The following is a 22,371-nucleotide window of genomic DNA, read 5'->3' as shown; positions in this document are numbered from 1 at the left end:
GGATCGCGGCCTGGGGGATGTGGTTGGCGGGGAGGCGGGAGCGACGCTGCATGTTCCCATTCTAGTTGTGCGGTTTTAATGCATCATGGACCAGTCGATCTTCAGGCCTTGAGCAAGATAAGTGTCCATATGCGTCCCCCCGGTTCGCGAATACATAGGACGTTAACCGCGGCGGCCTGCTAGGCGTGGCGCTTTTCGTCAAACCGGCGCGGGGCCCGACGACGTGCGACGACGTCCGTCCACCACGCGAGAAGCCGCGGCGGTCCTCACCCCTCCCCCGCGGAAGACTCCGCTTGGTTGGGCAAAAGTTCCGCTTGGTTGGGCAAATTGCGAAATCACGCCTGTTTCCGACATTTGCCCAACCAAGCGGAATCTGTGAGACGCGCGGGCCGCTTCTCCTGCGAAGGGGGGAGGAGGGGAACCGAAAGGGAAGGGAGGAGCGCCGCCGGTGGGGGAATCGGCGCGCGAGGTGCCGTGCCGGTGGGAGCCGGGGCTACCGTGTGGGAATGAGCAATCTCGACTTGACGCCGCCGTTGCGTGACTGCGGTGGACGTGGTGACATCGACGCCGAACCCGTGCGCGACGTGATTCGCGGTCGCGAGGTGATGCTCGGCGAGAGCACCAAGGTGCGGCGGCTGCTGCCGACACTCGGGCGCCGCATGGTCGGCGCGTGGTGCTTCATCGACCACTATGGTCCCGACGAGATCGTCAACGAGCCGGGCATGCAGGTGCCGCCGCATCCCCACACCGGTCTTCAGACGGTCAGTTGGCTGCGTCAGGGCGAGATCCTGCACCGCGACAGCCTGGGCAGCCGCCAGGTCCTGCGCCCCGGCCAACTCGGGCTGATGACCTCCGGTCACGGCATCTCGCACGCCGAACAGTCGCCGGCGCCGCATCCCGACCTGTTGCACGGGGCGCAACTGTGGGTCGCTCTGCCTCAGGATCACCGCGACACCGCCCCCACATGGGAGTTCCACGGGGAGCTCCCGACCGTCACCGCCACCGGCCTGCGCGGTTCCGTCATCCTCGGTTCGATCGACGGTGCTCAGTCTCGGGGCACGACCTACACGCCGATCGTCGGCGCGCAGCTCGACCTCGACGGCGGCGCGGTCGCCGCGCTCCCGTTGGAACGGGACTTCGAGTACGCCGCGGTCGCGCTGAGCGGGGGAACGAGCGTCGACGGCGTCCGGCTCGACCCGGGTGACCTGCTGTACCTCGGTTGCGGCCGAACGGAACTCCCGCTCGAAGCGACCGACGGCGACACGGAACTGCTGCTCCTCGGCGGCGAGCCGTTCGACGAGAAGATCGTCATGTGGTGGAACTTCATCGGACGCAGCGGCGACGACGTCCGCCGATACCGCGATGAATGGATGACGGGCGACAGGTTCGGGACGGTCGACTACGAAGGCGACCGCCTCGACGCGCCCCCGGTCCCGGACCTTCCGCTCAAAGCCCGTGGCCGCGAACGCTAGTACCGCGCCGATGGAGCGAGACTCCGATGGTCTTCGACGCATCCCGACCGCCGCGAACCGCCACGCACCCGCGGTGCGTCACCGCGCCGACGGAGTGAGACGCCGCCTCGCCTTTGGGGACCTAACCGCCGAGCGTCGCGAGGTCCGCGATCACCGTGTTGACGAGAGCGGGCCCGTCCTTGGTGACCTGGCGCAGGTACCAGCGCTGGACGGGGGAGTGCGACGTCTCCGAGAAGCGCCACGGCCCGCGAGGACTGTCGACCTCGCCGACCCGTGAGATCGCGTCGTTGAGAAGCTCCGGCGTCACCTCGACGTCGAGCGGGATCTGCGCGATCGCGCGGTCGAGGACGAGCGTCGCGTCCCACGCCGCCAGCGCGTACGCGTTCGGTTGGCCACGATAGTGCCGTGCCCACGCCGCCACGAAGTCCCGATTCGCTTCATTGTCGATCGTGGAGTAATAGTTGGACACGCTGAACAGGCCGCGCGCCTTGGTCCCCTGTTCGTCGAGTAGCGGCTCCTCCGTGAGGAACCCTCCGTACAGGGGGATGTCGGCGGCCGGTGACTGCATGTACTGCGCCACGAAGTCGACGGCCCGTTCCGCCGAGAACGCGGCGTAGACGGCGCTCGCGCCGCTGGCCGCCGCGTTGGCGAGCTGCTGGCCGAGATCGTTCGAGCCGACGTACGCGGCGTCGCCGCTCGAGTTGGCGAGGGAGCCGTCCGCTTCCGCGAACTCGGTGAGGAAACTGTCGGCCTGGGCCTTCCCGGACAGGTCGTTCGAGGCGATGACGAACGTCGAACCGCCGGTCTCCGAGGCGAGGTACGGCGCGATGGCGCGACCGGGTTCGTCGGAACCCCAACTGACCTGCCACAACCCGGTGGGAACCCCGGGCCCGACGTGCGGACGCTCGCCCGTGCCGATGAGCGGGAGCCCGACCTCTTGAAGCGCCGGGGCGACCGTGTCGAACGCGGCGGCGCTGACGACACCGGCGACGGCCACGACGTCCTTGTCGATGAGCCGCGCGATCGACTCCTTGGCCTTCTTCCCGCTCGTTCCCTCGTCGGTGACGGTCAGTTCGACCGTGCGGTTGCCAAGTTGTCCATTGTGTTCCTTCAGGTACAGCGTGAAGGCCTCACGCATGTCCGCGCCGACCGATTCCAAGGGCCCGGACATGGGCAATTGCCAGCCGATGCGCACGGTGTCGTGGATCTCGGACGGGGTGTCGGCCCCGGTGCACGCGGTCAACGTCAACGCGATGGCGGCACTGGCGGTGGCCGCGACGGCTCGCACGGAAAAGGTACGCATCGGCTTCTTTCGGTGATTCGGTGACGAAACGCCGCGCACCCGGGTGCGCGGCGGGACGTACCGTCCGTAATGGATCGGCGGGGGTTGACGCCCCGCCGTCGATCAGACGGTGCGGGAGGCCCGCGCCTGCGGGGTCAAGGCCGGGCCCACCTTGTTGATGAGCTCGGCGAGCTGGTGGCCCACCTGGCCGATGTCGCACTCGTGCGCGGCGAGGGCCAGCAGACTCGCCCCCGACGACACCGCCATCGAGAACATGTATCCGCCGGCCATCTCCGTGAGGTTGGAGATCACCGGGTCGGCCTGAAGCGACCGGGCGGCACCGCCCAGGAGGCTCACGAGGCCGGAGGCTATGGCCGCGAGCCGGTCGGCGTCGTCAGCGGGCAACGCGTCGTTGCGCGCGACGAGCAGGCCGTCCGCGGCGACCGCGATGACATGCGTGACATGCGGGACGCGGGCGACGAAGTCGTTGAGCAGAAAGTCCAAGTCAAGGCCGGTCACGATTCGGTTCTCGATCCTTCGGTTGTGAACAATGTGGAACTTCGTTTGGATGCGAGCCCACGCGCGTACGCGGCGTAGGTGGCCCCGACGGCGGACGGGTCGCGGTACTCGCGTTGCGGTTGCGGGTTCGGTGCGTCGAGGTGGCCCGGTTCCAGGTTCGCCAAGGGAACTCGCCTGGGAAGCCCGTCATCTCCGACGTCGGGTTCGTCGGCGGGCTCGGGTTGCTCGGTTTGTTCAAGTTGTTCGGGTTGTTCGGGTTGTTCAGTTTGCGCGGGTTCGCGCTGCGGCAGTGTCACAGGGTTCTCCTGCCTGTCGGTACTGGGAGGTGTCTCGGCCGGTTCCGCCGATACTTCCACGGTCGTCGAGGGCGCCTCGGTACTGCGCCAGTCGAAGTTGACGACGGGAATGTTGGTCAGCGTGTCGACGAGGCCGACTCCGCGGGTGGCTGGAGCCGGGCGCAGCTTCGGCGGGGTGATGACGGGGGGCGCCACCGACGTGAACAGTGGAGCCTTCAACGTCGGGCGTTTCGCCGTGGTGTCCTTGTCCGGAAGATCCGACGACATTATCGACATCGGCAGAACGACCTCGGCGATGGTTCCGTGCGGATGCGCGCCGCGCAGCTCGACATGGACACCGAGTCGGTGCGCGATGTGCCCGACCACGGTCAGCCCCATCGAGCGGACCGCCTCCAGGTCGAGCGGGGAGACCGTCGCGAGTCGCCGGTTGATCGAGTCGAGCACACCGGGTTCGATGCCGATGCCCGCGTCCCGAATGGTGATCGTGACGGAATCCTTGCTCTGCCTCGCTTCGAGGCTGACTTCGTCCCTTGAGTACTGCGCGGCGTTGTCGAGTAGTTCGGCGAGCAGCTTCACCACGTCGTCGACGGACGTCGACACGACCGCGAGCGGGATGTCGCAGGATCCGACCTGGACGCGCGTGTACTGCTCGATCTGGCCCTGCGCGGCGGTGAGGACGTCCGCGAGTGGTTCGTGGCTCGTCCGCACCTTCGCGGGCGACGTGCCACCGAGGACGAGCAGCGAGTCGTTGGAGCGACTGAGCAGGGTCACGAGGTGGTCGAGTCGGAACAGTCGATCGAGACGCTCGGGGTCGAGCTCCGCGCGTTCCGCCTCGTCGAGCGCCTCCGTCAGTCGGCCCGACAGGGCGTGGCCGCGGCGGGCGAGGCTGACGAAGATCGAAGCGATGTGGACGCGGAGCAACGCCTGCTGGGCGGCGACACGGATCGCCTCGTGGTGGACCTCGTTGAAGGCCTTACCCACTTCGGCGAGTTCGTCGCGGCCGGTGATGTCGACGGGGGGCGTCATCGACGACGCGAACTCCTCGGGCGTGAGTTCGCCGAGGACCTCGTGGTCGTCGAGGCGCGCGACCGCCTGGGGCAGTTCGTCCGCGGCGACATGCCGGGCGGCGTCGCGGAGTCGGCGGAGACCGCGGACGACGGGGCGTCCCAGCGACACGGCGAGCGTGATCGCGATGGCGGCCACGGCGACGACGGCGCCGATCTCGAGGAGCGCGGCGTCGCGCTGGCCGTCGCGCAGCTGCGTCACGTTGGCGACGAGCTGCTCGTCGATGTGCGTTTGGACGTTGACGAGCCGGGCGCCCTTGCCGTCCATGGCGATGTTCCAGGCCTTGTGGTCGACGTCGATGCTCTCGCCGACATCGGTGCGCGCGACGGCGTCCTCCATGCGCTGCGCCCCGGCGACGGCGGAACCGTCCTGGGAGTCGTCGAGCAGGTCTCGCCATTCGTCGGTGGCGAGGCCGGAGAACGACATCCGGGCTTCCTCGTAGCCGACGCGGGCCAACAGGATGTCCTGTTTGGCCGTCGCGGTGAGGGTGCCGTGGTCGAGTGCGCGCAGCACGTGGACGTGTTGCAGCCCAATGTATTCGGCCGCCTGGGAGAGCGCGGCGGCACTGCGCAGGTCGGTGGCGAGTTCGGTCGTCGCTCCGCCCGCTTCGGCGATGGAGTCGCGGTAGTTGAGGAGATCGGCGATGACGATGCGGTACGCGAAGGCCGCGGTCGACGTCGCGATCTCGCGTTCGTTCACCTCGGTGCGTCGCGTGTCGAGTTGTTCGAGGTGGTCGTCGACCTGGTCGAGCAGTTCCGCCGTCACGTCCGGTACCTGGATCAGGGTGGCGCGCGCGGCTTGGTAGGCCTCGATCGAGCGATTCGTGTCGTCGATCTTCGCCTGGTATTCGTCGACCGCCGTGGTCGTGTCGTCGATGAGGGCGGACACGGCGGCGGCGCGTTCGGAGCGAAGCTTCTGGGCGAGCTTGCCCGCTTCGGCGCTGACGACGACGAGCCCGCGGACACGTTCGGCACTGAGGGCGTTGCTGGCGGTGATGGTGACGGCGAGCGCGGCGAACGCGATCGCGGCAATCAATGGGAACGCGACGAGGATTCCGAGTTTCCTGGTGATTCTCACGCCGGCCACCGCCGTTGTCGGCTGATCATCGGCTCTCCCGCATGGTCTGTTGTGGAATTACACCGAATCGCCACTTTGAGGGTTTCTCGCATGTATGTATGTGCTGCTACTAGGTTCCAGGGAGGTACCCGCCGGTGATCGAACCTAGCCGATACGTGGATGTCACGAGGCGGCGCCCCATCCGGCTCGGCTTCGGGAATCGCCCGGTCGGCGCGGCCAGGCGACGCTTCGTCGTGGCCGTCGATTACGACGTGATGAACCCACCTCCAGGGTGGGCGTGATGATTCTCCGGACACGTTCGTCCGGGGGTGAAGCGCTGGCGACACCGGCTAACGCTTTCCTTGTCCGTACGTGACCCACCATCACGAACGTACGTATTTCTATACCTGCCACTACGACATGGTGCCATTCGCGCGCAATGGATGCCAGCACCGAGTGGCCCCATTCGGCAAGCCAGTTGGATGGTCCCGTGAAGGGAATTCGAGTTTTATGAATACGTCCAGTGTGGTGTGGGCGACGGGCGGCGAGCGAATCGACGCCGCGACCGGTGACCGGCACGAAAAGCGACCGGCCGTTGGTGAAGGTGTCGAATCGGTGCGCGGACATCACCCGAAAACCCGAGCGGACTGTGACAGGTGCCACGCTATGCTCCGCTCCAGGGTGTCGGGCGGCGGACGCGGTCGGTGATCCGGTCGCGACTGGGCGAATGGGTCGAATGGGCAGGGGCGGCCCGGCAGTCGTCTACATTGTTCGGTGTCCACATGTACGAAAGGAATCGTTCGCCGATGTTGAATCTCGCCGTCTTGTTGGAGGACTCCACCCGGTCGGTACCCGACCGTGTCGCCGTCGTCGCAGGGGACACTCGGCTGACATACGCGCAGGTCGAGGCCGCGGCGAGTCAGGTCGCCGACGCGTTGCGCGCGGCCGGGGTCGGCCCCGGTGACCGAGTCGCGTTGACGTGTCCCAACACGCCGCACTTCCCGATCGTCTACTACGGAATTCTCAAACTCGGGGCGATCGTCGTTCCTCTGAACGTCCTTTCCTCGGCGCGCGAGATCGCTTACTACCTGCGGGATTCGGAGTCGGTGGCGTACCTCTGCTTCGAGGGCACCCCGGATTTGCCGATGGCGAAGGCCGGGTACGCCGCGTTCTCCGAGGTCGACGAGTGCCGCACCTTCGTGACGTTGACGATCGACCCGGGCGCGCCGTCGCCGTTCGAGGGTTCCCAGACCTTGAGCGAGTTCACGGCCGGCCGCCTTCCCTCCGTTCCGTCGGTTCCGACGAGCGAGACCGACACGGCCGTCATCCTGTACACGAGCGGCACGACCGGCAGCCCCAAGGGCGCCGAGCTGACGCACAGCAACATGATCCAGAACGTTCAGGTCTGTCATCGCCTGTTCGGGCTGGGAACGGGCGACACCTACCTCGTGGCGTTGCCGTTGTTCCACTCCTTCGCGCAGACCGTTCAGATGAACGCCGGTTTCGGTTCCGAGTCCACTCTGGTCCTCATGCCCCGTTTCGCTCCGGACGCCGCCCTTGCCTCGATGGAGCGGGAGCGGGTGACGATGTTCGCCGGTGTCCCGACCATGTACTGGGCACTGTTGAACCACCCCGATGCCGCGTCCTACGACCTCGCCGCGATCGCGGAACGCCTGCGCCTGGCGGTGTGCGGGGGTTCCCCGCTGCCAGCCGAGGTCATCGACGGCTTCGAGAAGCGTTTCGGCGTACCGATTCTGGAGGGCTACGGCCTCTCCGAGTCGAGCCCGGTCGCGACGTTCAGCCGCACCGACCGGCCGCGAAGAGTCGGTTCCATCGGGTTCCCGGTGTGGGGCACGCAGGCGAAGGTCATGCGGGAGGACGGCACCGAGGCCGACGTCGACGAGCCCGGCGAGATCTGGCTGCGCGGACACCACATCATGAAGGGCTACCTCGGCCGTCCCGACGACACCGCGGAGGTGCTCGACTCCGACGGCTGGTTCCGGACCGGGGACGTCGCCCGTCGCGACTCCGACGGCTATCTGTACATCGTGGACCGCATCAAGGACATGATCATCCGTAACGGATTGAACGTGTATCCGCGTGAGGTCGAGGAGGTGCTGATGACGCACCCGGCCGTCAGCCTCGCCGCGGTCGTCGGCGTCCCGCACGAGAGTCAGGGCGAAGAGGTCAAGGCGTACATCATCCGCGCCGCGGGTGCCGAGCTGTCCACCGAGGAACTCATCGACTGGGCGCGCGAGCAGCTCGCCACCTTCAAGTACCCGCGACTGGTCGAGTTCCGCGACAGCTTCCCCATGACGGCCAGTGGAAAGATCCTCAAACGCCAACTCTGAACCGCGGGGGTGAGACCGCGCCACGGCCGGTCCCACCCCCGTCCGTCACTCCTCGGTGAGTCGACTGTGCGCGATGACGGCCACGCCGCCCGCCGGGTCGGCGCGGTACCACCGGGCTCGCGCGGCGCGGGCGTCCAGGTCGATCCGGCCGATCGCGTTGTCGAACCACGGGCCCCGGCGCAGCCGCCACCGCAACGGTCGAGGTGGGACCTTCGCCAGCGCGGCGACCAGCCGACCGATCGCGCCGAGGCCACGGACGGCCGCGAAGGTGTTGGCCCACTTGATATGCCCGCTCAACGGGTTGCGGAACGGCGATGACACCAGCTGATGAACGCGGCCCGCGCCCGGCGGCGTCCGCACCGTCGCGAGATACGAGTAGTGGATGTCGCCCGAGAGGAACAGCACCGACGCCGGGCCGTTCTCACGTCGACTCACCGTGGTGACGAGTCGCGCCAGCTCCGCGAAGCTCGTGCCGAACGCCGGCCAGTGCTCCAGATCGATGAGCTGCCGCAGTCGTTCCACGAAGCGCGCGGCGTACCGCCCCCACGCCCCGTCCGCGACGGACTCGCTCCAGCCCTCCGCGTAGTGCAGCACCGGCGGCAACAGCACCGGCAGGGAACTCGCGATCAACAGGTGGTCCAGCTCGTCGACGGTCCGCTCGGCGAGCCAGTCCGCCTCCTGCTTGGAGATCATCCGACGCGCGCCCGGCGTCAGCACCCGGCCACATCTGGTGTCCAGCATGATGACGCGGCTTCGTCCAATGTCGAGGGTGTAGCTCCAGCGGTAGCCGTCGGGGTCGTCGTCGGCGCGCCACGCCCACTCGTCGAGCACGGCCCCCGCGTCGCCGTGCGTCGCCGTCACAGCGCGATGAACGGGGTCGGCGACCCGCGCCTCCGGCGACAGATTCCCCGCGTGCTGGTACACCCAGTACGAACCGAGACCCGCCCGGACCCGCCCCGGCCACCACGGGCGTTCCCGGATCGCCTCGCGCCACGCGGCCGAGGTGTTCCAGTCGTCGCGCAGGTCGTGGTCGTCGAACATCGTGTAGACCGGCACGGTCGACAGGAGCCAGGCGACGCGCTCGTCGCCCCACGCGGCGCGATACAGGCGGGCGTACTCCTCGAAGTCGTTCGCCTCCTCGCCCGGCTCCACCGTCGTGTCGCGGCGTTCGCGGATGAACGCGCGGACGTCCTCGGGCGGGCGGTCGGCGTACACCTGATCGCCGATCATGAGCAGCGCGTCGGGGGTGTCCATCGTTCCCGACGCGACGGCGTCCGCCGTCCGTCGGAGCATGTCGACACCGAGCTGGGCGACGGTGGCGTCGTCGTCGGGCGCGGTGACCCGACACGACCCGAACAGCAGCGAGGCGGTCCGATCCGCGCGCTGGGTGCGAATCACGGGCGGCGGAAACGCGCTGGACTCGGCGGGCCAGACGCGCGCCTCGTCGAGCCGGACGTCGTACGGGATCGTCGCGCCGGGGCTCAGCCCGGTCACGTCGACGAGCGCGTAGTGGTGGCCGTGCACGGTGAACGTCGACGCGCGGGAGTCCAGCACCTTCACTTCGCATGGGCGATCGGTCTCGACCCACACCGTGGCCGTCTCTCGACCGACGTGTCGCAGCACCGGACCCAGCAGCAGTTTCGCCATCACACTCCCGTTCGGACCATCGCGGGATCGACCCGGATGAATCCAAACAGCCTAGAGGTTGGCTCGTTGTCTCAGGTCGTGCGAGGCGGGTGGCGGGGCGTCACTCGGGGAGGCGGAGGATCGCTCGCGTACCGGTGCCGGCCAAGTCTTCTGGCGTGCTGGAGCATGGTGGGGAGCTTTGACAACGCGGCCGATGGCCGTCGAACCGCTCAGCGGTTCGACCATGAACACCGCGAGGCCGTCGGAGCCGAACCGCCGGGCACCGTGACGACCTCCGACGTCGCACTCGAACCGTGTTGGGCACAGTGGACTTCGAGGTCCGACGATCCGGCGCGCCGGATCGTCGCGAACAGGCGGGTGTCCATGTCGTGGCCATAATCGGCGTCCGACCCCGGCATTCAATCGAGAATTGTCGATATGGTGATCGCGCCCGCTCGCAGCGCTCACAAGGGGTCGCCTCGCAACTCAGATCGCGAGGAGCGCGACCTCGGCGTTGCGCAACGCCGATCCTCCAGGAGGAGAGATGTCTTCCCGATCGCTGTCCCGTCGCGCGGTTCTCGCCGCACCGGTCGTCGTGGCGACGGCCGTCGCCGTCGCCCCCGGCACGGCCTCGGCCAAGGAAGCCCAGCCCGCCGCCGAAGAGCGGATCATCGAATGTGCCGCCGATCTCATCGGGGGCAAGTGATGGCGACGATTCCCTGGCTCGCCGACGTGCTCCGTGCCGAGGGCGTCCAAGTCGTCGAGCACGGTGACTGGCACAACCGCATGGTGCCCGGCTCGTTCAACCCGATCGGCGTGCTGTGGCACCACACCGCCGCGTCGACGTCGAGCCCCAGTAATCCGCATCCCGGCCTCAACGTCGTCATCAACGGACGTCCCGACCTTCAGGGCCCTCTCGCTCAAGCCCTTGTGGACTACAACGGCGTGTTCCACGTGATCTCGGCCGGGCGCTGCAATCACGCCGGAGCCAGCGGCGGCAGCGGCCCCATCCCGTCCGGCGACGGCAACACGATGCTCGTCGGTTGGGAGATCGACTACAACGGTGTGAGCCAGGAGATGTCGCCCGCCCAGTACGACGCCTCGGTCCGGGCCACCGCCGCCGTCCTGCGTCAGCTCGGGCGAGACGCGAGCTTCGCGCGCGGACACCGTGAGACCAGCACGAGCGGGAAGATCGACCCGGCGTTCGTCAACCTCGACTCGATGCGCGCGGACGTCGCGGCGCAACTGAGCGGCGGTCGCGGCGGACCGGCGGGACAGGCGTTCGTCGTCGGCGACCAACAGCACTTCGCCGGAGTCAACACCGGTGGCTCGCTCACCAACCTGTCCTGGTCGCCGGGTTCCGGTGTCACGGCCCCCGACTGGGGTGGCGCGGCGATCGCGGGCAAGGCCGTCGGATATGTCCACGAGGGAATGCAGCACGTGTTCGCCCGCGGTACGGACGGAACCCTGCGGCACTGGTTCCAGACCGGCGGCAACCCGCCCGGAATGGACGACTGGGGCGTCGTCGGCCGGATGGCCTCCGACCCGACCGGGTTCGCCTACGGCAGACAGCATCACGTGTTCTTCCGCAACACGTCAGGCGAGCTGGAGCACCGGTTCTTCGACAACCCGTCGGGCACGGTCAACGGGGGAGTCTGGCCGGGCGGCGCGTTCGTCGGCAACCCGTTCGCCTTCGTGCACCGGGACCAGCAGCACATCTTCGGCCGCACCGCCTCGGGCGGCCTGATCCACTGGTACTGGTGGCCCGGCATCGATCCCGACTACGACGACTGGGGCGTCGGGTCCGGTGTGGCCTCCGACCCGACCGGCTTCTCGTACCAGGGCAACCAGCATCACGTCTTCTTCCGCAACACGTCGAACGAGCTGGAGCACCGGTTCTTCGACGACGGCTCCGGCACGGTCAACGGCGGCGTGTGGGCCGGCGGCGCGTTCGCCGGCAACCCCCACGCGTTCGTGCACCGGGATCAGCAGCACATCTTCGGTCGTCGGCCCAACGGCGACCTCGCGCACTGGTACTGGTGGCCCGGCATCGATCCCGGCCTGGACGACTGGGGCGCGCTCGGTGTCGTCGCCGGTGATCCGGCCGGACTGTCGACCGCGAGCCAGCATCACGTGTTCTATCGGACGACCGATGGAACGCTCGCGCATCGTTTCGTTGCTGACTCCGGTGGTGGCGTCGTCAGCGACAACTGGGGCGGAAACCTCGCCGAATAACCATTGAGGACAGGCTGTGTCGTGGCGGAAATCCGTCACGACACACCTTTGTCGACGATGTGGATCGGTCTGACGGAAGGACTGGAGCGCACGGACAACGGTGCTTGCGGCCCCGTCCGGTCGAATGTCAAAGAAATCCAACAATTTCCATATCTAACACTCCTATGGGGGTTGACATTCTGTGGACAACGGAGGAATCTCGGGGCCAGTTTCCATCACGGCACCACAGCGGAGAGCGACATGAGACGACGCAGCCTCCTGGCCCTCGCGGCCACCCCGGCTCTGGCCCCATTCCTGATCGCCTGCGGAGGCGAGTCCGCCGCCCGGGTCGAGGTCTTCACCTGGTGGACCGGTCCCGGCGAGGGCGAGGGTCTCGACGAACTGATAAAACTGTTCGCCAAGGCCAACCCCGACATCGAGTTCGTCAACGCCGCCATCGCCGGCGGTGGCGGTGACCAGGCGCGGGCCGTCCTCGCGTCCCGACTCCAGGCGAGCGACCCGCCCGACTCCTTCCAGGGCCACGCCGGAGCCGAACTCGCCGACTACATCGACAGCGGCGTCATCGAGGACCTGAGCGAACTGTTCGACGCCGAGGGCTGGGGCGACGTCCTGCATCCCGGTCTCATGGAGAACCTCACCCAGGGCGGCAAGATCTACGCGGTCCCCGTCAACATCCACCGAGCGAATCTTCTGTGGACGAACCCGACGGTCCTCGCCGACGCGGGCCTCGAACCCGCGACGTCCTGGTCCGAACTCGTCGAGCAGGCCGAGAAACTGGGAGACGGCAAGATCGCGCTCTCCATCGGTCCGCTCTGGACACAGCTGCACCTGTTGGAGACCGTCCTGCTCGGTGAGCTCGGAGCCGACGCCTACGCCGGACTGTGGACGGGGGAGACCTCCTGGACCGACTCCGCCACCATCGACGCGCTCGACACGTTCACCGCCGTCCTCGGCGTCTCCGACGTCGCCCAGGCCGCCGCCGACTGGCAGCCACAACTCGACAAGCTCATCGACGGAACCGCCGCCTACTCCGTCATGGGCGACTGGGCGTACTCCTACCTCGCCACCAACAAGAAACTCGCCTACGAGAGCGACTACGGAGTGGTCGAGACCCCCGGCTCGGCAGGCGTCTTCGACTACCTCTCCGACGCGTTCACCCTCCCCGCCGGAGCGAAGAACGCCGACAGCGCCCGCGCCTGGCTGCGCGTGTGCGCCTCCGTCGAAGGGCAGGACGCCTTCAACACCAAGAAGGGCTCCCTCCCCGCGCGCATCGACGCCGACCAATCCCTCTACACGGACTACCTGGGATGGAACATGAGCCAGTGGCTCGACCCCGCGACCGTCATCGTCGGGTCGCTCGCCCACGGGGCCGTCGCCCGCCCCGGCTGGAAGACCGAGATCGAGACGGCGCTCGGCGTGTTCGTCACCGACGGCAACGCGACGACCTTCGCCGAAGCCGTGACCGCCGCGTACAAGGCGACCAGCGGCTGACGTCGAACCGGCGATTCCGTTGTCCAGCAGCGCACCCATCGACGTGACCGGACCGTTCGCGGTCCGGTCGCGTCGGCGCGGCTCGCCCACGCCCGGCGCGTCCGAGGTGACGGGACGAGCCCACGACGCCGCGGGACGCCGCACGGCCCGCGTCGCTGAACCGAGGAGGCAAACGTGCGCCGAATCCGCCGATGGCTGCCGGGGTTCCTCCTCGTCTCGCCGTCGCTCGTGCTGGTCGGGATCTTCGTGTACGGATTCCTCGGCTGGAACGTGCGAGTCTCGACGACGAGTTGGCGGGGCTTCGCGCCCGTCTACGACTTCGTCGGACTCGACAACTTCACGACACTGTGGTCGGACCCGATCTGGTGGCGGGACGTCCGACACCTGGCCGTGTTCACCGTCGTTTTCATCCTCGGCGCGATGCTCGTCGGATTCACACTGGCGCTCCTGCTCGAACGCGGCGTCGTCGCCGAAGGACTGTTCCGGGGCGTCTACCTGTTCCCCATGGCGATCTCGTTCATCGCGACCGCGATCATCTGGCGCGGCCTGCTCGACAACGGCGTCGGCGAGAACACCTCCGGTCTGAACAAGGTCTTCTCCGCGATCGGACTCGGCGCGCTCCAGAGCGACTGGCACAAGTCCGATTCGGACTTCGCCATCGCGTCGATCGCGTTGCCCGCGGGCTGGGCGTTGTCGGGGTACATCATGGCCCTGTTCCTCGCCGGAATGCGCGGCGTCCCCGAAGAACTGCGCGAGGCGGCGCGCGTCGACGGCGCGGGGGAGTTCCGCGTCTTCTGGCACGTCGTCCGACCGATGCTGTGGCCGGTCGTCATGAGCTCGATCGTGATCCTCGCCCACATCTGCCTGAAGACCTTCGACCTGATGTACGCGATCGACCAGCGAAGCCCCCGCATCGAAACCCCGGCGCTGTACATGTTCACCAGTGTCTTCCCCGGCGGTTTCTACGCCAGGGGCGCGACGATCGCGACCGTGCTCGTCGCCGGAATCGCGCTGATCATCATCCCGTACATCTGGTACACGATGCGAGCGGAGCGCCGCCGATGACATCGACCATCCAATCGCCTTGGGCGCCATACGTTCGCGTCGCGAAGTACCTCGTACTGTTCGCCTTCGTCGTCGTGTTCCTCATGCCGGTGTACGTCGTCGTGGTGACGGCGCTGAAACCACCGGGCGAGGTGAGCGTCCCCGGCATGTGGGAACTGCCGTCGGCGGTGTCCTTCGACGCGTTCGCGGCCGTGTTGGCGAAACCGGAGATCCAACGCGGCCTCCTCAACAGCCTCCTGCTGGCGGTCCCCGCCGCGACGATCTCGGCGTTCCTCGGAGCGGCCAACGGCTTCGTCCTGTCGAAGTGGCGATTCCGGGGCGCCGACGCGGTGTTCGCGCTCCTGCTGTTCGGCATGTTCATCCCGTACCAGGCCGTCCTCATCCCGTTGACCCAGTTCATGACTCAGATCGGACTGCGCGGCGGTCTCGATCCGTCCGGTGGGCTGTTCGGCCTGATCCTCGTGCACGTCGTCTACGGCATCCCGATCACGACGTTGATCTTCCGCGCGTACTTCGCGGGCATCCCCGACGAGGTCTTCGACTCCGCGCGGGTCGATGGGGCCGAACTGCTGCGGACGTTCCGACACATCGCGCTTCCGTTGGCGCCACCGGCGTTCGCGGTCGCGATCATCTGGCAGTTCACGTCGGTCTGGAACGACTTCCTGTTCGGGGCGGTGATGACGTCGACGCTCGGCTGGCCCGTCACGATCGGTCTGAACAACATCGCGGCCGTCCAGACGATCCCGTTCGAGCAGGTCATGGCGTCCTCCCTGATCGCGAGCCTGCCCACCCTCCTCGTCTACATCCTATTGGGACGATTCTTCATGAAGGGTCTGATGGCGGGCGCCCTCAAGGGCTGACGGGAGAGGAGCGATCACGGGACGATGGAATCGACGTAGCCGCCGTCCACTCGGACGGCTGCGCCCGTCGTCGCCGATGCCAAGGGCGAACTCAGGTAGACGACCATGTTCGCGATCTCCTCCGGCTCTATGAACCGCTGGAGGAGGGACAACGGTCGATGCGTCCGCATGAACTCGCGCTGCGCCTCGTCCCACGGCAGCTTCGGGTCGACCAGCTGGTAGACGAAGTCCTCGACGCCGCTCGTGTGCGTCGGCCCGGCGATCACCGAGTTGACGGTGACGCCGGTCCCCGCCGCCTCCTTGGCGAAACCCCGGGAGACGGCCAACAGCGCCGTCTTCGACATGCCATAGTGGATCATCTCGGCGGGGATGGCGAGCGCCGAATCGCTGGCGATGTTGAGGACCCGGCCCCAATCGCGCCCGATCATGCCCGGCAGCACTTCGCGCGTCAACCGGGCGGCCGCGAGCACGTTGACCTCGAAGTACCGGCGCCACTCGTCGTCGTCGATCTCTAGTGCGGGTCGGGCGCCGAAGATCCCCAGATTGTTGACGAGCACGTCCACGGCACCGACTTCGGCCAGGACGGAGCGTGTCCCGTCCTTCGCCGTCACGTCGCCCGGCGCGGCGATGAAACCGTCCGTGGACAGGTCCTCGGACAGCTTCGTGACGGCCGCCGCCACCGTGTCATCGGATCGGCCGTTGATCGCGACCCGGGCGCCCGCGCGGGCGAGTCCGAGGGCGATCGCGGCACCGATGCCCCGCGTCGACCCGGTCACGAGCGCGGTCCTGCCGGTCAAGTCCAACATCGTCATGCCGTCGACTTTAGGCGCCGCACCCGCCCGTCCCCCGAACACGACTCGCGCCCGTAACGATCCCTTGTGTCTGATCGACGATCCCGTCCGACCGGGGTGCGTCGCTGTCGTTCCACCACCGCGACCGCGTGGAAAATCACCCCCAGCCTCGACCCGGCGGCTGAATCGGTGGCACCGCGCCGATCGAGGACACCGAGCCGCCGGACGGTCCGAACACGTGAGAGCTCAAGGAGACCCATGACGAGCATCTGCTTCGCCGGTGTGACCGGGTGGGCCGCGCCGCCGATCCTCTCCGCCGTCCACGAATCACCGGACCTCCACCTGGTGGCCGGGGTGTCGCGCCGTGCGGCGGGCACCACCCTCTTCGGCGACCGGCGTCGACGCGACCGGCGACGTGTACGACAGTGTGGACGGCGCGCAGGCCTCCTTCGACGTCTCGTCGACTACACGAGCGCCACCGCCGTCAAGGACAACGTCCGCCGCGCCGTCGACGCGGGTGTCCACGTGGTCATCGGATCGAGCGGACTGTCCGACGCCGACTACGCCGAGCTGGACGAGCGGGCGCGCTCCCGGGGTGTCGGTGTCATCGCGGCCGGGAACTTCTCGATCATGGCGGCGATCCTTCGCCGCGCCGCCGTCCTGGCGTCGGAGCATGTGGACAGATGGGAGATCCTCGACTACGCCGACGACACAAAACCGGACGTCCCGAGCGGCATACGGCGGGCGACCTGGCGGAGACCCTCGCCGACACGCGTCGACCACGGATCACCGTCCCGGTCGAGGATCTGTACGGTCCGCAGGAGGCGCGCGGCGCCGAAGTGGGCGGGACACGGGTCCACTCGGTGCGGCTTCCCGGCTATGTGGTGACGACGGAGATCGTGTTCGCGGGCGAAGGCGAGCGATTGATCATGCGGCACGATCCCGGCTCGTCCCCCGAGCCCTATGTTCGTGGCACGCTCCTGGCGATCCGCCGCGTCGCCGACGTCGTGGGGCTTCGGCGGGGATTGGACTCGGTCCTGTTCGACGTCGACGACCCGCCTCGTCGCTGACGTACCTCCACTATGGTGGACCCGCCGAGTCGACCGTGGCACGAATCAGGGCCGGTATCCGTTTCGGATACCGGCCCTGATCTTGGTGGAGCTGAGGGGATTCGAACCCCTGGCCTCCTCGTTGCGAACGAGGCGCGCTACCAACTGCGCCACAGCCCCTTGCTTGGTCTGACCGGCGATTACCGTAACACACGCGGGCCCGCCACTCGTCAGCCGGACCCCGGCGCGATCGACTCGGGCGAGGGTTGAGCAGGTCGGGCACGATGGTGCGATGGCGAAACCCCACAGCAGCGAATTGTCCCGGCGACTTGTCCACGGGAGCACGGATTCGTCCGGCGAATTGCGGTTCAGTTGGCAGGCGCTGAGCCTGCGAAGACCACTCGGCGGCGCACCCGCCTCGACGATCCATGTGCGGTGCGAGACCTGCGAGACGACCGTCGCGATCACGGTCGCGTCGCAGGGCGAGCTTCAGGGCATGCGCCGGCGGTCACGGTTGATCGGAGTCACGTTGCTGGCCACGCTCGCCGTCGGCGTCGTGTCGGCGCTGCCCTGGATCGACGACGCGGCCCTGAACGCGGGGTGGGCGCTCGCGGTGGGCGTCGTCGCGGGGACCGCGCTGCTGCTCCTTGGGCTGCGGTTCGCCCTCCTCGCGCCGCCGGGCATGGACGGGATCATCACGGGCGACCCGGAACACAAGGTCGTCGACTCGGGGCCGGCCGCGCGGACGTGCGGCGCGTGCGGGTACCGCGAGTACCTGCCGGCGCATGTGGACGACCCGGTCAAGCTCGTGGCGTCGATCAAGGAGGCGCGCGTCCGTTTCGAGGCGCACGATTGCGTCAGTTGACTCCGAATCAGTCGTCGGCGAGTTCGTCGAAGGTCGTGGCGTCGCTGGGGATCTCGCGGAAGTACCAGGGCAGGTTCGCATAGACGTGCAGCAGCGCGTAGGCCATGAGGCGGCGCGAGAGTTCCTTCGACGGTTCGACTCCGTACCCGGCCAGGAGCTGGCTCCACAGTGCCTTGTCGTCGCGTCCGAAGAAGATCCCGGCCGCGACCAAGTCGTACTCGGTGTGGCCGCGCATGGCCGGTTCGCAGTCGAACAGTCCGGTCGGGTCCCAGCGGCTGTCGAGCTCGGTCGTGAGGACGTGGACGTGCATGAACTCGGTGTGCCGCAGGGTGTCGGCCGTTCGCGGCAGGTCGACCGACGCGAGGAGGTCGGGGATTCGGACGAGCGATTCGTCGCCGAGACCTTTGCGGCGCTGACGTTCGACCGCCGAGGTGGTCTGTGCGTCGACGAAGGTGCCCCAGTCCGCGGGGCCGAGGTCGGCGGGCGGGGCGACCGCGTGCATTCGGCGAGCGCGACGCCGAGACGTCGCATGACGTCGGTGCGCGCGGCCTCGGGGACGCGTGGCCACTCCGTCTTCAGGTCGGCGCCGTCGAGGCGGCTCATGACGAGGTAGCCCCAGTCGTCGCAGGTTCCCGTCGCGATGAGGCGGGGGGTGGGAATGGACAGGGCGTCTTGCCTGGCCGTCATGACCGAGCGTTCGATGGGCAGGTCGCCCATGTCGGCGGCCGGGTACAGCTTGAGGACGGTGTCGCCGACGGCGATCCCTCCGTGTGCTTGGTGATCTCCGTCGTCGGCAGGTCGAGTTCGCGGCAGAGGGCGTGGACCCCGGGCCACAGGCTCTCGTCGGTGATCGCGTCGCACTCTTCGTCGCTGAGGGAGGAGGGAAGGATCGGCACGGGCGCAGCGTATGGAGGGCTTGACGGCGAGGCAATCGAATTCGGAAAACGGCCACGACACGATAAATCGGACATATCACTCAAAAGCCTCAAATCGGGACTTTTGTGCTCTATTGTCTGGGTGACAGTGATGGTCGGGACCGATCGGTCCCACTACTTCAGGAGCATCGACATGCGTCGTATTGCCACCGCGTTCGGGGCGGTTGCCGCCGCCGGAATGTTCGTTCTCGCCGCGGCGACGCCCGCCGCCGCCGCCAATGGGACGTTGATCCTCAACGGCGCCGGGTTTGAGAACCCGTCGGGTTGCATCAACAACCCGCGTCCGGGGCCGGGCCTGGTCGAGAACTACACCGACGCCCCGGTCTACATCTACCGGTGGGCTGACTGCCAGGGCGGTGCCGCGGAGGTCGTCCAGCCGGGCGAGGTTCTGCACACCTTCGCCGTGAGCGTCATGCCGGAATGGTAGGACGCTGAGCCGTTCGCGGCTCAGAACGGTTGTCCCCGATACATTCCCGTTCGGTGGCAGCCACATTTGACCCGGCACGNGAGCCGCCACCCCGAGATCGGGTGGCGGCTCGCTCTTGTCGGTCGTGGCGAAAAACTCGTTCCCGCGATCTCACAAAACGACCCCGGCGAACGTTTACATGGTGTGAGCAGCACACCGTTTGAAACCGTCGTCCGAGAGCACGGCCGAACGATCCTCCGAGTCTGCCGAGCGCTGCTCGGCCCGGTCGACGCCGACGACGCCTGGTCGGAGACATTTCTGGCGGCGCTGAAGGCCTACCCCGATCTGGCGGAGGGCTCGAACGTGGAGGCCTGGCTCGTCACGATCGCCCACCGGAAGGCGATCGACGTCACCCGCGCCAAAGCGCGAGCACCGGTCCCGGTCGAATCCCTGCCGGAGCCCCCACCGGTCGAGGCCGTCAACGGCGTCGAGGTGTGGGAAGCGTTGCGGGCCTTGCCTCGCAAGCAACGGCAGGCTGTCGTCTATCGCCATATCGCGGGCTTGTCGTATGCCGAGATCGCCGACATCCTCGGTGGTACGGAAGCGGCGTCCCGGCGCGCCGTCGCCGACGGGATCAAGGCACTGCGTTCGACCTACCCACCCCTGAAGAACGTCGGAGGAGGAACACGATGAACAGCACCGAGTTGACGAGGACCGAACGGTCGACCCTGTTCGACGGTGACGAGGCCACGGAGAACGAGAGCCTCGACCGCCTGCACACGGAGTTGGAGCGCCGCGCCGACGAGCTCGGCCTGCTCGACATCGCCTACCGGACGGTCGACACACCGGTCGGGCCACTGCTGCTGGCGTCGACGGCCCGCGGGTTGGTCCGGGTCGCCTTCGACCGGGAGAGCCACGACGGCGTGCTGGAGGAACTGGCGCGGCGGATCAGCCCGCGCGTCGTGCGGTCACCGGCGAAGCTGTCCGACGCCGCCCGCGAGATCGACGAGTACTTCGCGGGCGCGCGGCATCACTTCGACATTCGGCTCGATCTGAGTCTGTCGTCCGGCTTCCGGCGCGCGGTCCTGGATCACCTGCCGCGCATCGCATACGGCCAGACGGAGAGCTATGCGCAGGTCGCGGCGGCGGCGGGCAGTCCGCGCGCGGTCCGTGCGGTCGGTACCGCGTGCGCGAAGAACCCGCTGCCGGTCGTCGTGCCGTGCCACCGGGTCGTCCGCTCGGACGGGTCGGCGGGCGGTTACGTCGGCGGCGAGGAAGCGAAGCGCACACTGCTGGAGTTGGAGGCCGTGTGACGGACGCTCACTTCGGCGGCTCGGGAGACGGCCTGTTCGCTCGGGAACGGGCGACGGTCGCGCCCGGCGCCGTGCACATCCCGGTTTGGCTCACACCCGAGTACCAAAAATCCATAGTGGAAGAATGTGACCGGTGGGCGTCCGGGCCCGTCCCGGCACGTACCCCGACACTGCCCGGCGGGCGACGAATGTCGGTCCGCCAGGTGTGCCTCGGCTGGCACTGGGCACCGTACCGATACACCCGCACGGCGGGCGGCGTCCCGGTGCTTCCGCTACCGCGCTGGCTGACGGAGCTCGGTCGAGCGGCGGTCGTCGACGCGTTCGGCGTGGGCACCCGCTTCGAGGCCGACGCCGCTCTCGTGAACTTCTACGACGGCGGTGCCACGATGGGCATGCACCAGGACAAGGACGAACACACCGACGCGCCCGTCGTCTCGCTGAGCCTCGGCGACGCCTGCCGATTCCGCTTCGGCAACACCGTCGACCGTGGACGGCCCTATCGTGACATCGAACTCCGCTCGGGCGACCTGTTCGTATTCGGCGGTCCCTCCAGGCTCGCGTACCACGGGGTCCCGAAGGTCCACCCGGACACGGCCGACCCGGCCATCGGCATCCGAACGGGCCGTATCAACATCACCTTGCGGTCGACCGGCCTGTCGTCGTCCGCGACACCAACGACGTAACAGGGAGCACACATGGCGAATCAGGTCGACACAACGGGTCTCGTGACCGGCGAAGACGGTCTGGCCCGCCCGATGTGGGCGGCGAAGGACGCGCTCCTGCGCGAGTACTACGACACCGAATGGGGCATGCCCGTCCGTGACGAGCGGGGATTGTTCGAAAGGCTGAGCCTGGAGGCCTTCCAGTCGGGGCTCTCGTGGGCGACGATCCTGCGCAAACGCCCGGCGTTCCGGTCGGCCTTCCGCGCCTTCGACCCGGACAAGGTCGCCGTGTTCGAGGAGTCCGATATCGAGCGCCTCATGTCGGACACCGGGATAGTCCGCAACCGGCAGAAGATCCTCGCGACGATCGGCAACGCGAAGGCGACGATCGAGCTGCGTGCCGACGGCGGTCTCGTCGACCTCATCTGGTCGCACCGGCCCGACGAGACCCCGAGACCGAAGGCGCTCGCCGACATCCCCACCACCTCGCCCGAATCCGTGACACTCGCGAAAACGCTGCGCGCCAAAGGGTTCCGATTCGTCGGCCCGACGACGATGTTCGCTCTGATGGAGGCGATCGGCATCGTCGACACCCACTTGCTGGGCAGTCACCGCCGGGGAACCTCCGGGGTGTGGACGTGATCAGCCGAAGAGAACCAGCCAGGCGCCCAACGCGATCATGCCGACGGCACCGATCGCGTGGACGAGGTGCGCGACCACATTGGCGGAGCGATGCCTCCGAATGATGAGCAGGTCGCCGATCGGGAGGATCGCCGCGAGCATGAGGACCCCACCGAGCACCCCACCGTCGGTCTGGGCGACGGCGAGTAGAGCCAGGATCGCGCCGAGCGCGATGTCTCGCAGTCCGGTCGCGGCCCCGAACGCCTCCGCGGGGCCGTCATCGACGATGCGAACACCGTACTGGGCCGACGCGCCGCGCGGGCTGATCGTCGCGTAGACGCCGACCGCGCACAGGGCGACACCGACGAGCGCGACTCCCCAATGGCCAATGGGCATTCCAGCCTCACTTAA

The 22,371-nt window shown here is 67.9% G+C and carries 22 protein-coding genes and 1 tRNA gene; 15 read left to right on the top strand and 8 right to left on the bottom strand.

Annotated elements, in window-relative coordinates; translation table 11 throughout:
• Positions 1 to 506: 506 nt before the first annotated feature.
• A complete protein-coding gene (locus tag ACM9NP_RS15095; protein WP_415647322.1) occupies positions 507 to 1,472 on the top strand; it encodes a pirin family protein in 966 nt (321 codons plus the stop codon).
• A 121-nt stretch (positions 1,473 to 1,593) separates the two neighbouring features.
• Here ACM9NP_RS15095 and ACM9NP_RS15090 read toward each other — a convergent pair whose 3' ends face one another.
• The 3 genes from ACM9NP_RS15090 to ACM9NP_RS15080 all read right to left on the bottom strand — a co-directional run bounded on the left by ACM9NP_RS15090 (position 1,594) and on the right by ACM9NP_RS15080 (position 5,711).
• Complete coding sequence (locus ACM9NP_RS15090) at positions 1,594 to 2,775, bottom strand: ABC transporter substrate-binding protein (protein ID WP_415647321.1); 1,182 nt, start codon at positions 2,773 to 2,775, stop codon at positions 1,594 to 1,596.
• A gap of 102 nt (positions 2,776 to 2,877) precedes the next feature.
• On the bottom strand, positions 2,878 to 3,276 hold the full coding sequence (locus ACM9NP_RS15085; RefSeq protein ID WP_415647325.1) for a roadblock/LC7 domain-containing protein: 399 nt from the start codon (positions 3,274 to 3,276) through the stop codon (positions 2,878 to 2,880).
• Positions 3,270 to 5,711 (bottom strand): sensor histidine kinase, encoded by a 2,442-nt coding sequence (locus tag ACM9NP_RS15080; RefSeq protein WP_415647320.1) that lies wholly within the window; start codon positions 5,709 to 5,711, stop codon positions 3,270 to 3,272. Before ACM9NP_RS15080 ends, ACM9NP_RS15085 begins: the two co-directional genes overlap by 7 nt.
• Positions 5,712 to 6,496: 785 nt before the next feature.
• On the opposite strand from ACM9NP_RS15080, the gene ACM9NP_RS15075 reads away from it, so the two are divergent.
• Entirely contained in the window at positions 6,497 to 8,041 is a 1,545-nt protein-coding gene (locus ACM9NP_RS15075; protein ID WP_415647319.1) for a long-chain-fatty-acid--CoA ligase, read from the top strand.
• Between the two features lie 45 nt (positions 8,042 to 8,086).
• Here the strand turns inward: ACM9NP_RS15075 and ACM9NP_RS15070 are convergent, their stop codons facing one another.
• The gene (locus tag ACM9NP_RS15070; protein WP_415647318.1) at positions 8,087 to 9,688 is read right to left on the bottom strand and encodes an alkaline phosphatase D family protein; all 1,602 of its coding nucleotides are present in this window, start codon (positions 9,686 to 9,688) and stop codon (positions 8,087 to 8,089) included.
• Positions 9,689 to 10,211: 523 nt separating this feature from the next.
• Here ACM9NP_RS15070 and ACM9NP_RS15065 point away from each other — a divergent pair.
• From ACM9NP_RS15065 to ACM9NP_RS15045, 5 genes are all read left to right on the top strand, one after another.
• On the top strand, positions 10,212 to 10,373 hold the full coding sequence (locus ACM9NP_RS15065) for a hypothetical protein (RefSeq protein WP_415647317.1): 162 nt from the start codon (positions 10,212 to 10,214) through the stop codon (positions 10,371 to 10,373).
• A complete protein-coding gene (locus ACM9NP_RS15060; RefSeq protein WP_415647316.1) occupies positions 10,373 to 11,902 on the top strand; it encodes an N-acetylmuramoyl-L-alanine amidase in 1,530 nt (509 codons plus the stop codon). Before ACM9NP_RS15065 ends, ACM9NP_RS15060 begins: the two co-directional genes overlap by 1 nt.
• A gap of 240 nt (positions 11,903 to 12,142) precedes the next feature.
• A complete protein-coding gene (locus tag ACM9NP_RS15055) occupies positions 12,143 to 13,393 on the top strand; it encodes an ABC transporter substrate-binding protein (protein WP_415647315.1) in 1,251 nt (416 codons plus the stop codon).
• A 174-nt stretch (positions 13,394 to 13,567) separates the two neighbouring features.
• Complete coding sequence (locus ACM9NP_RS15050) at positions 13,568 to 14,458, top strand: carbohydrate ABC transporter permease (protein ID WP_415647314.1); 891 nt, start codon at positions 13,568 to 13,570, stop codon at positions 14,456 to 14,458.
• Positions 14,455 to 15,318 carry a carbohydrate ABC transporter permease gene (locus tag ACM9NP_RS15045; protein WP_415647313.1) on the top strand — a complete coding sequence of 288 codons (864 nt, stop codon included), beginning with the start codon at positions 14,455 to 14,457 and terminating at the stop codon, positions 15,316 to 15,318. Before ACM9NP_RS15050 ends, ACM9NP_RS15045 begins: the two co-directional genes overlap by 4 nt.
• Before the next feature lie 14 nt (positions 15,319 to 15,332).
• On the opposite strand, the gene ACM9NP_RS15040 is transcribed toward ACM9NP_RS15045, so the two are convergent.
• Positions 15,333 to 16,130, bottom strand: coding sequence for an SDR family NAD(P)-dependent oxidoreductase (locus ACM9NP_RS15040; protein WP_415647312.1), 798 nt, complete (start codon positions 16,128 to 16,130; stop codon positions 15,333 to 15,335).
• Between the two features lie 237 nt (positions 16,131 to 16,367).
• On the opposite strand from ACM9NP_RS15040, the gene ACM9NP_RS15035 reads away from it, so the two are divergent.
• Together ACM9NP_RS15035 and ACM9NP_RS15030 are read left to right on the top strand one after the other, a co-directional pair.
• Positions 16,368 to 16,997, top strand: coding sequence for a hypothetical protein (locus ACM9NP_RS15035; RefSeq protein WP_415647311.1), 630 nt, complete (start codon positions 16,368 to 16,370; stop codon positions 16,995 to 16,997).
• Entirely contained in the window at positions 16,895 to 17,179 is a 285-nt protein-coding gene (locus ACM9NP_RS15030; protein WP_415647324.1) for a dihydrodipicolinate reductase C-terminal domain-containing protein, read from the top strand. Before ACM9NP_RS15035 ends, ACM9NP_RS15030 begins: the two co-directional genes overlap by 103 nt.
• An 83-nt stretch (positions 17,180 to 17,262) precedes the next feature.
• Here the strand turns inward: ACM9NP_RS15030 and ACM9NP_RS15025 are convergent.
• Positions 17,263 to 17,338: transfer RNA gene (locus ACM9NP_RS15025), tRNA-Ala, on the bottom strand.
• A 112-nt stretch (positions 17,339 to 17,450) separates the two neighbouring features.
• Between ACM9NP_RS15025 and ACM9NP_RS15020 the strand changes: the two genes are divergently transcribed.
• Positions 17,451 to 18,023 carry a hypothetical protein gene (locus ACM9NP_RS15020; RefSeq protein WP_415647310.1) on the top strand — a complete coding sequence of 191 codons (573 nt, stop codon included), beginning with the start codon at positions 17,451 to 17,453 and terminating at the stop codon, positions 18,021 to 18,023.
• Between the two features lie 7 nt (positions 18,024 to 18,030).
• Here ACM9NP_RS15020 and ACM9NP_RS15015 read toward each other — a convergent pair whose 3' ends face one another.
• Positions 18,031 to 18,525: a phosphotransferase gene (locus tag ACM9NP_RS15015; protein ID WP_415647309.1), complete on the bottom strand. Its 495-nt coding sequence runs from the start codon at positions 18,523 to 18,525 to the stop codon at positions 18,031 to 18,033.
• Positions 18,526 to 19,091: 566 nt separating this feature from the next.
• Here ACM9NP_RS15015 and ACM9NP_RS15010 point away from each other — a divergent pair.
• From ACM9NP_RS15010 to ACM9NP_RS14990, 5 genes are all read left to right on the top strand, one after another.
• A complete protein-coding gene (locus tag ACM9NP_RS15010; RefSeq protein ID WP_415647308.1) occupies positions 19,092 to 19,385 on the top strand; it encodes a hypothetical protein in 294 nt (97 codons plus the stop codon).
• Positions 19,386 to 19,568: 183 nt separating this feature from the next.
• Positions 19,569 to 20,057 (top strand): RNA polymerase sigma factor, encoded by a 489-nt coding sequence (locus tag ACM9NP_RS15005; RefSeq protein WP_415647307.1) that lies wholly within the window; start codon positions 19,569 to 19,571, stop codon positions 20,055 to 20,057.
• Positions 20,054 to 20,677 (top strand): methylated-DNA--[protein]-cysteine S-methyltransferase, encoded by a 624-nt coding sequence (locus ACM9NP_RS15000; protein WP_415647306.1) that lies wholly within the window; start codon positions 20,054 to 20,056, stop codon positions 20,675 to 20,677. The genes ACM9NP_RS15005 and ACM9NP_RS15000 overlap by 4 nt, the downstream gene beginning before the upstream one ends.
• Positions 20,674 to 21,360, top strand: coding sequence for an alpha-ketoglutarate-dependent dioxygenase AlkB family protein (locus ACM9NP_RS14995; protein WP_415647305.1), 687 nt, complete (start codon positions 20,674 to 20,676; stop codon positions 21,358 to 21,360). The genes ACM9NP_RS15000 and ACM9NP_RS14995 overlap by 4 nt, the downstream gene beginning before the upstream one ends.
• A gap of 12 nt (positions 21,361 to 21,372) precedes the next feature.
• Positions 21,373 to 21,981 carry a DNA-3-methyladenine glycosylase I gene (locus ACM9NP_RS14990; RefSeq protein WP_415647304.1) on the top strand — a complete coding sequence of 203 codons (609 nt, stop codon included), beginning with the start codon at positions 21,373 to 21,375 and terminating at the stop codon, positions 21,979 to 21,981.
• Here ACM9NP_RS14990 and ACM9NP_RS14985 read toward each other — a convergent pair whose 3' ends face one another.
• Positions 21,982 to 22,356 carry a DUF4267 domain-containing protein gene (locus ACM9NP_RS14985; protein ID WP_415647303.1) on the bottom strand — a complete coding sequence of 125 codons (375 nt, stop codon included), beginning with the start codon at positions 22,354 to 22,356 and terminating at the stop codon, positions 21,982 to 21,984.
• Positions 22,357 to 22,371: the final 15 nt, after the last annotated feature.

Source organism: Stackebrandtia soli, assembly GCF_965137155.1.
In the GTDB taxonomy this organism is placed as follows: domain Bacteria; phylum Actinomycetota; class Actinomycetes; order Mycobacteriales; family Micromonosporaceae; genus Stackebrandtia; species Stackebrandtia soli.
Note: the sequence above shows the minus strand (reverse complement) of the source record. Positions and strands in the feature narration are given on the sequence as shown.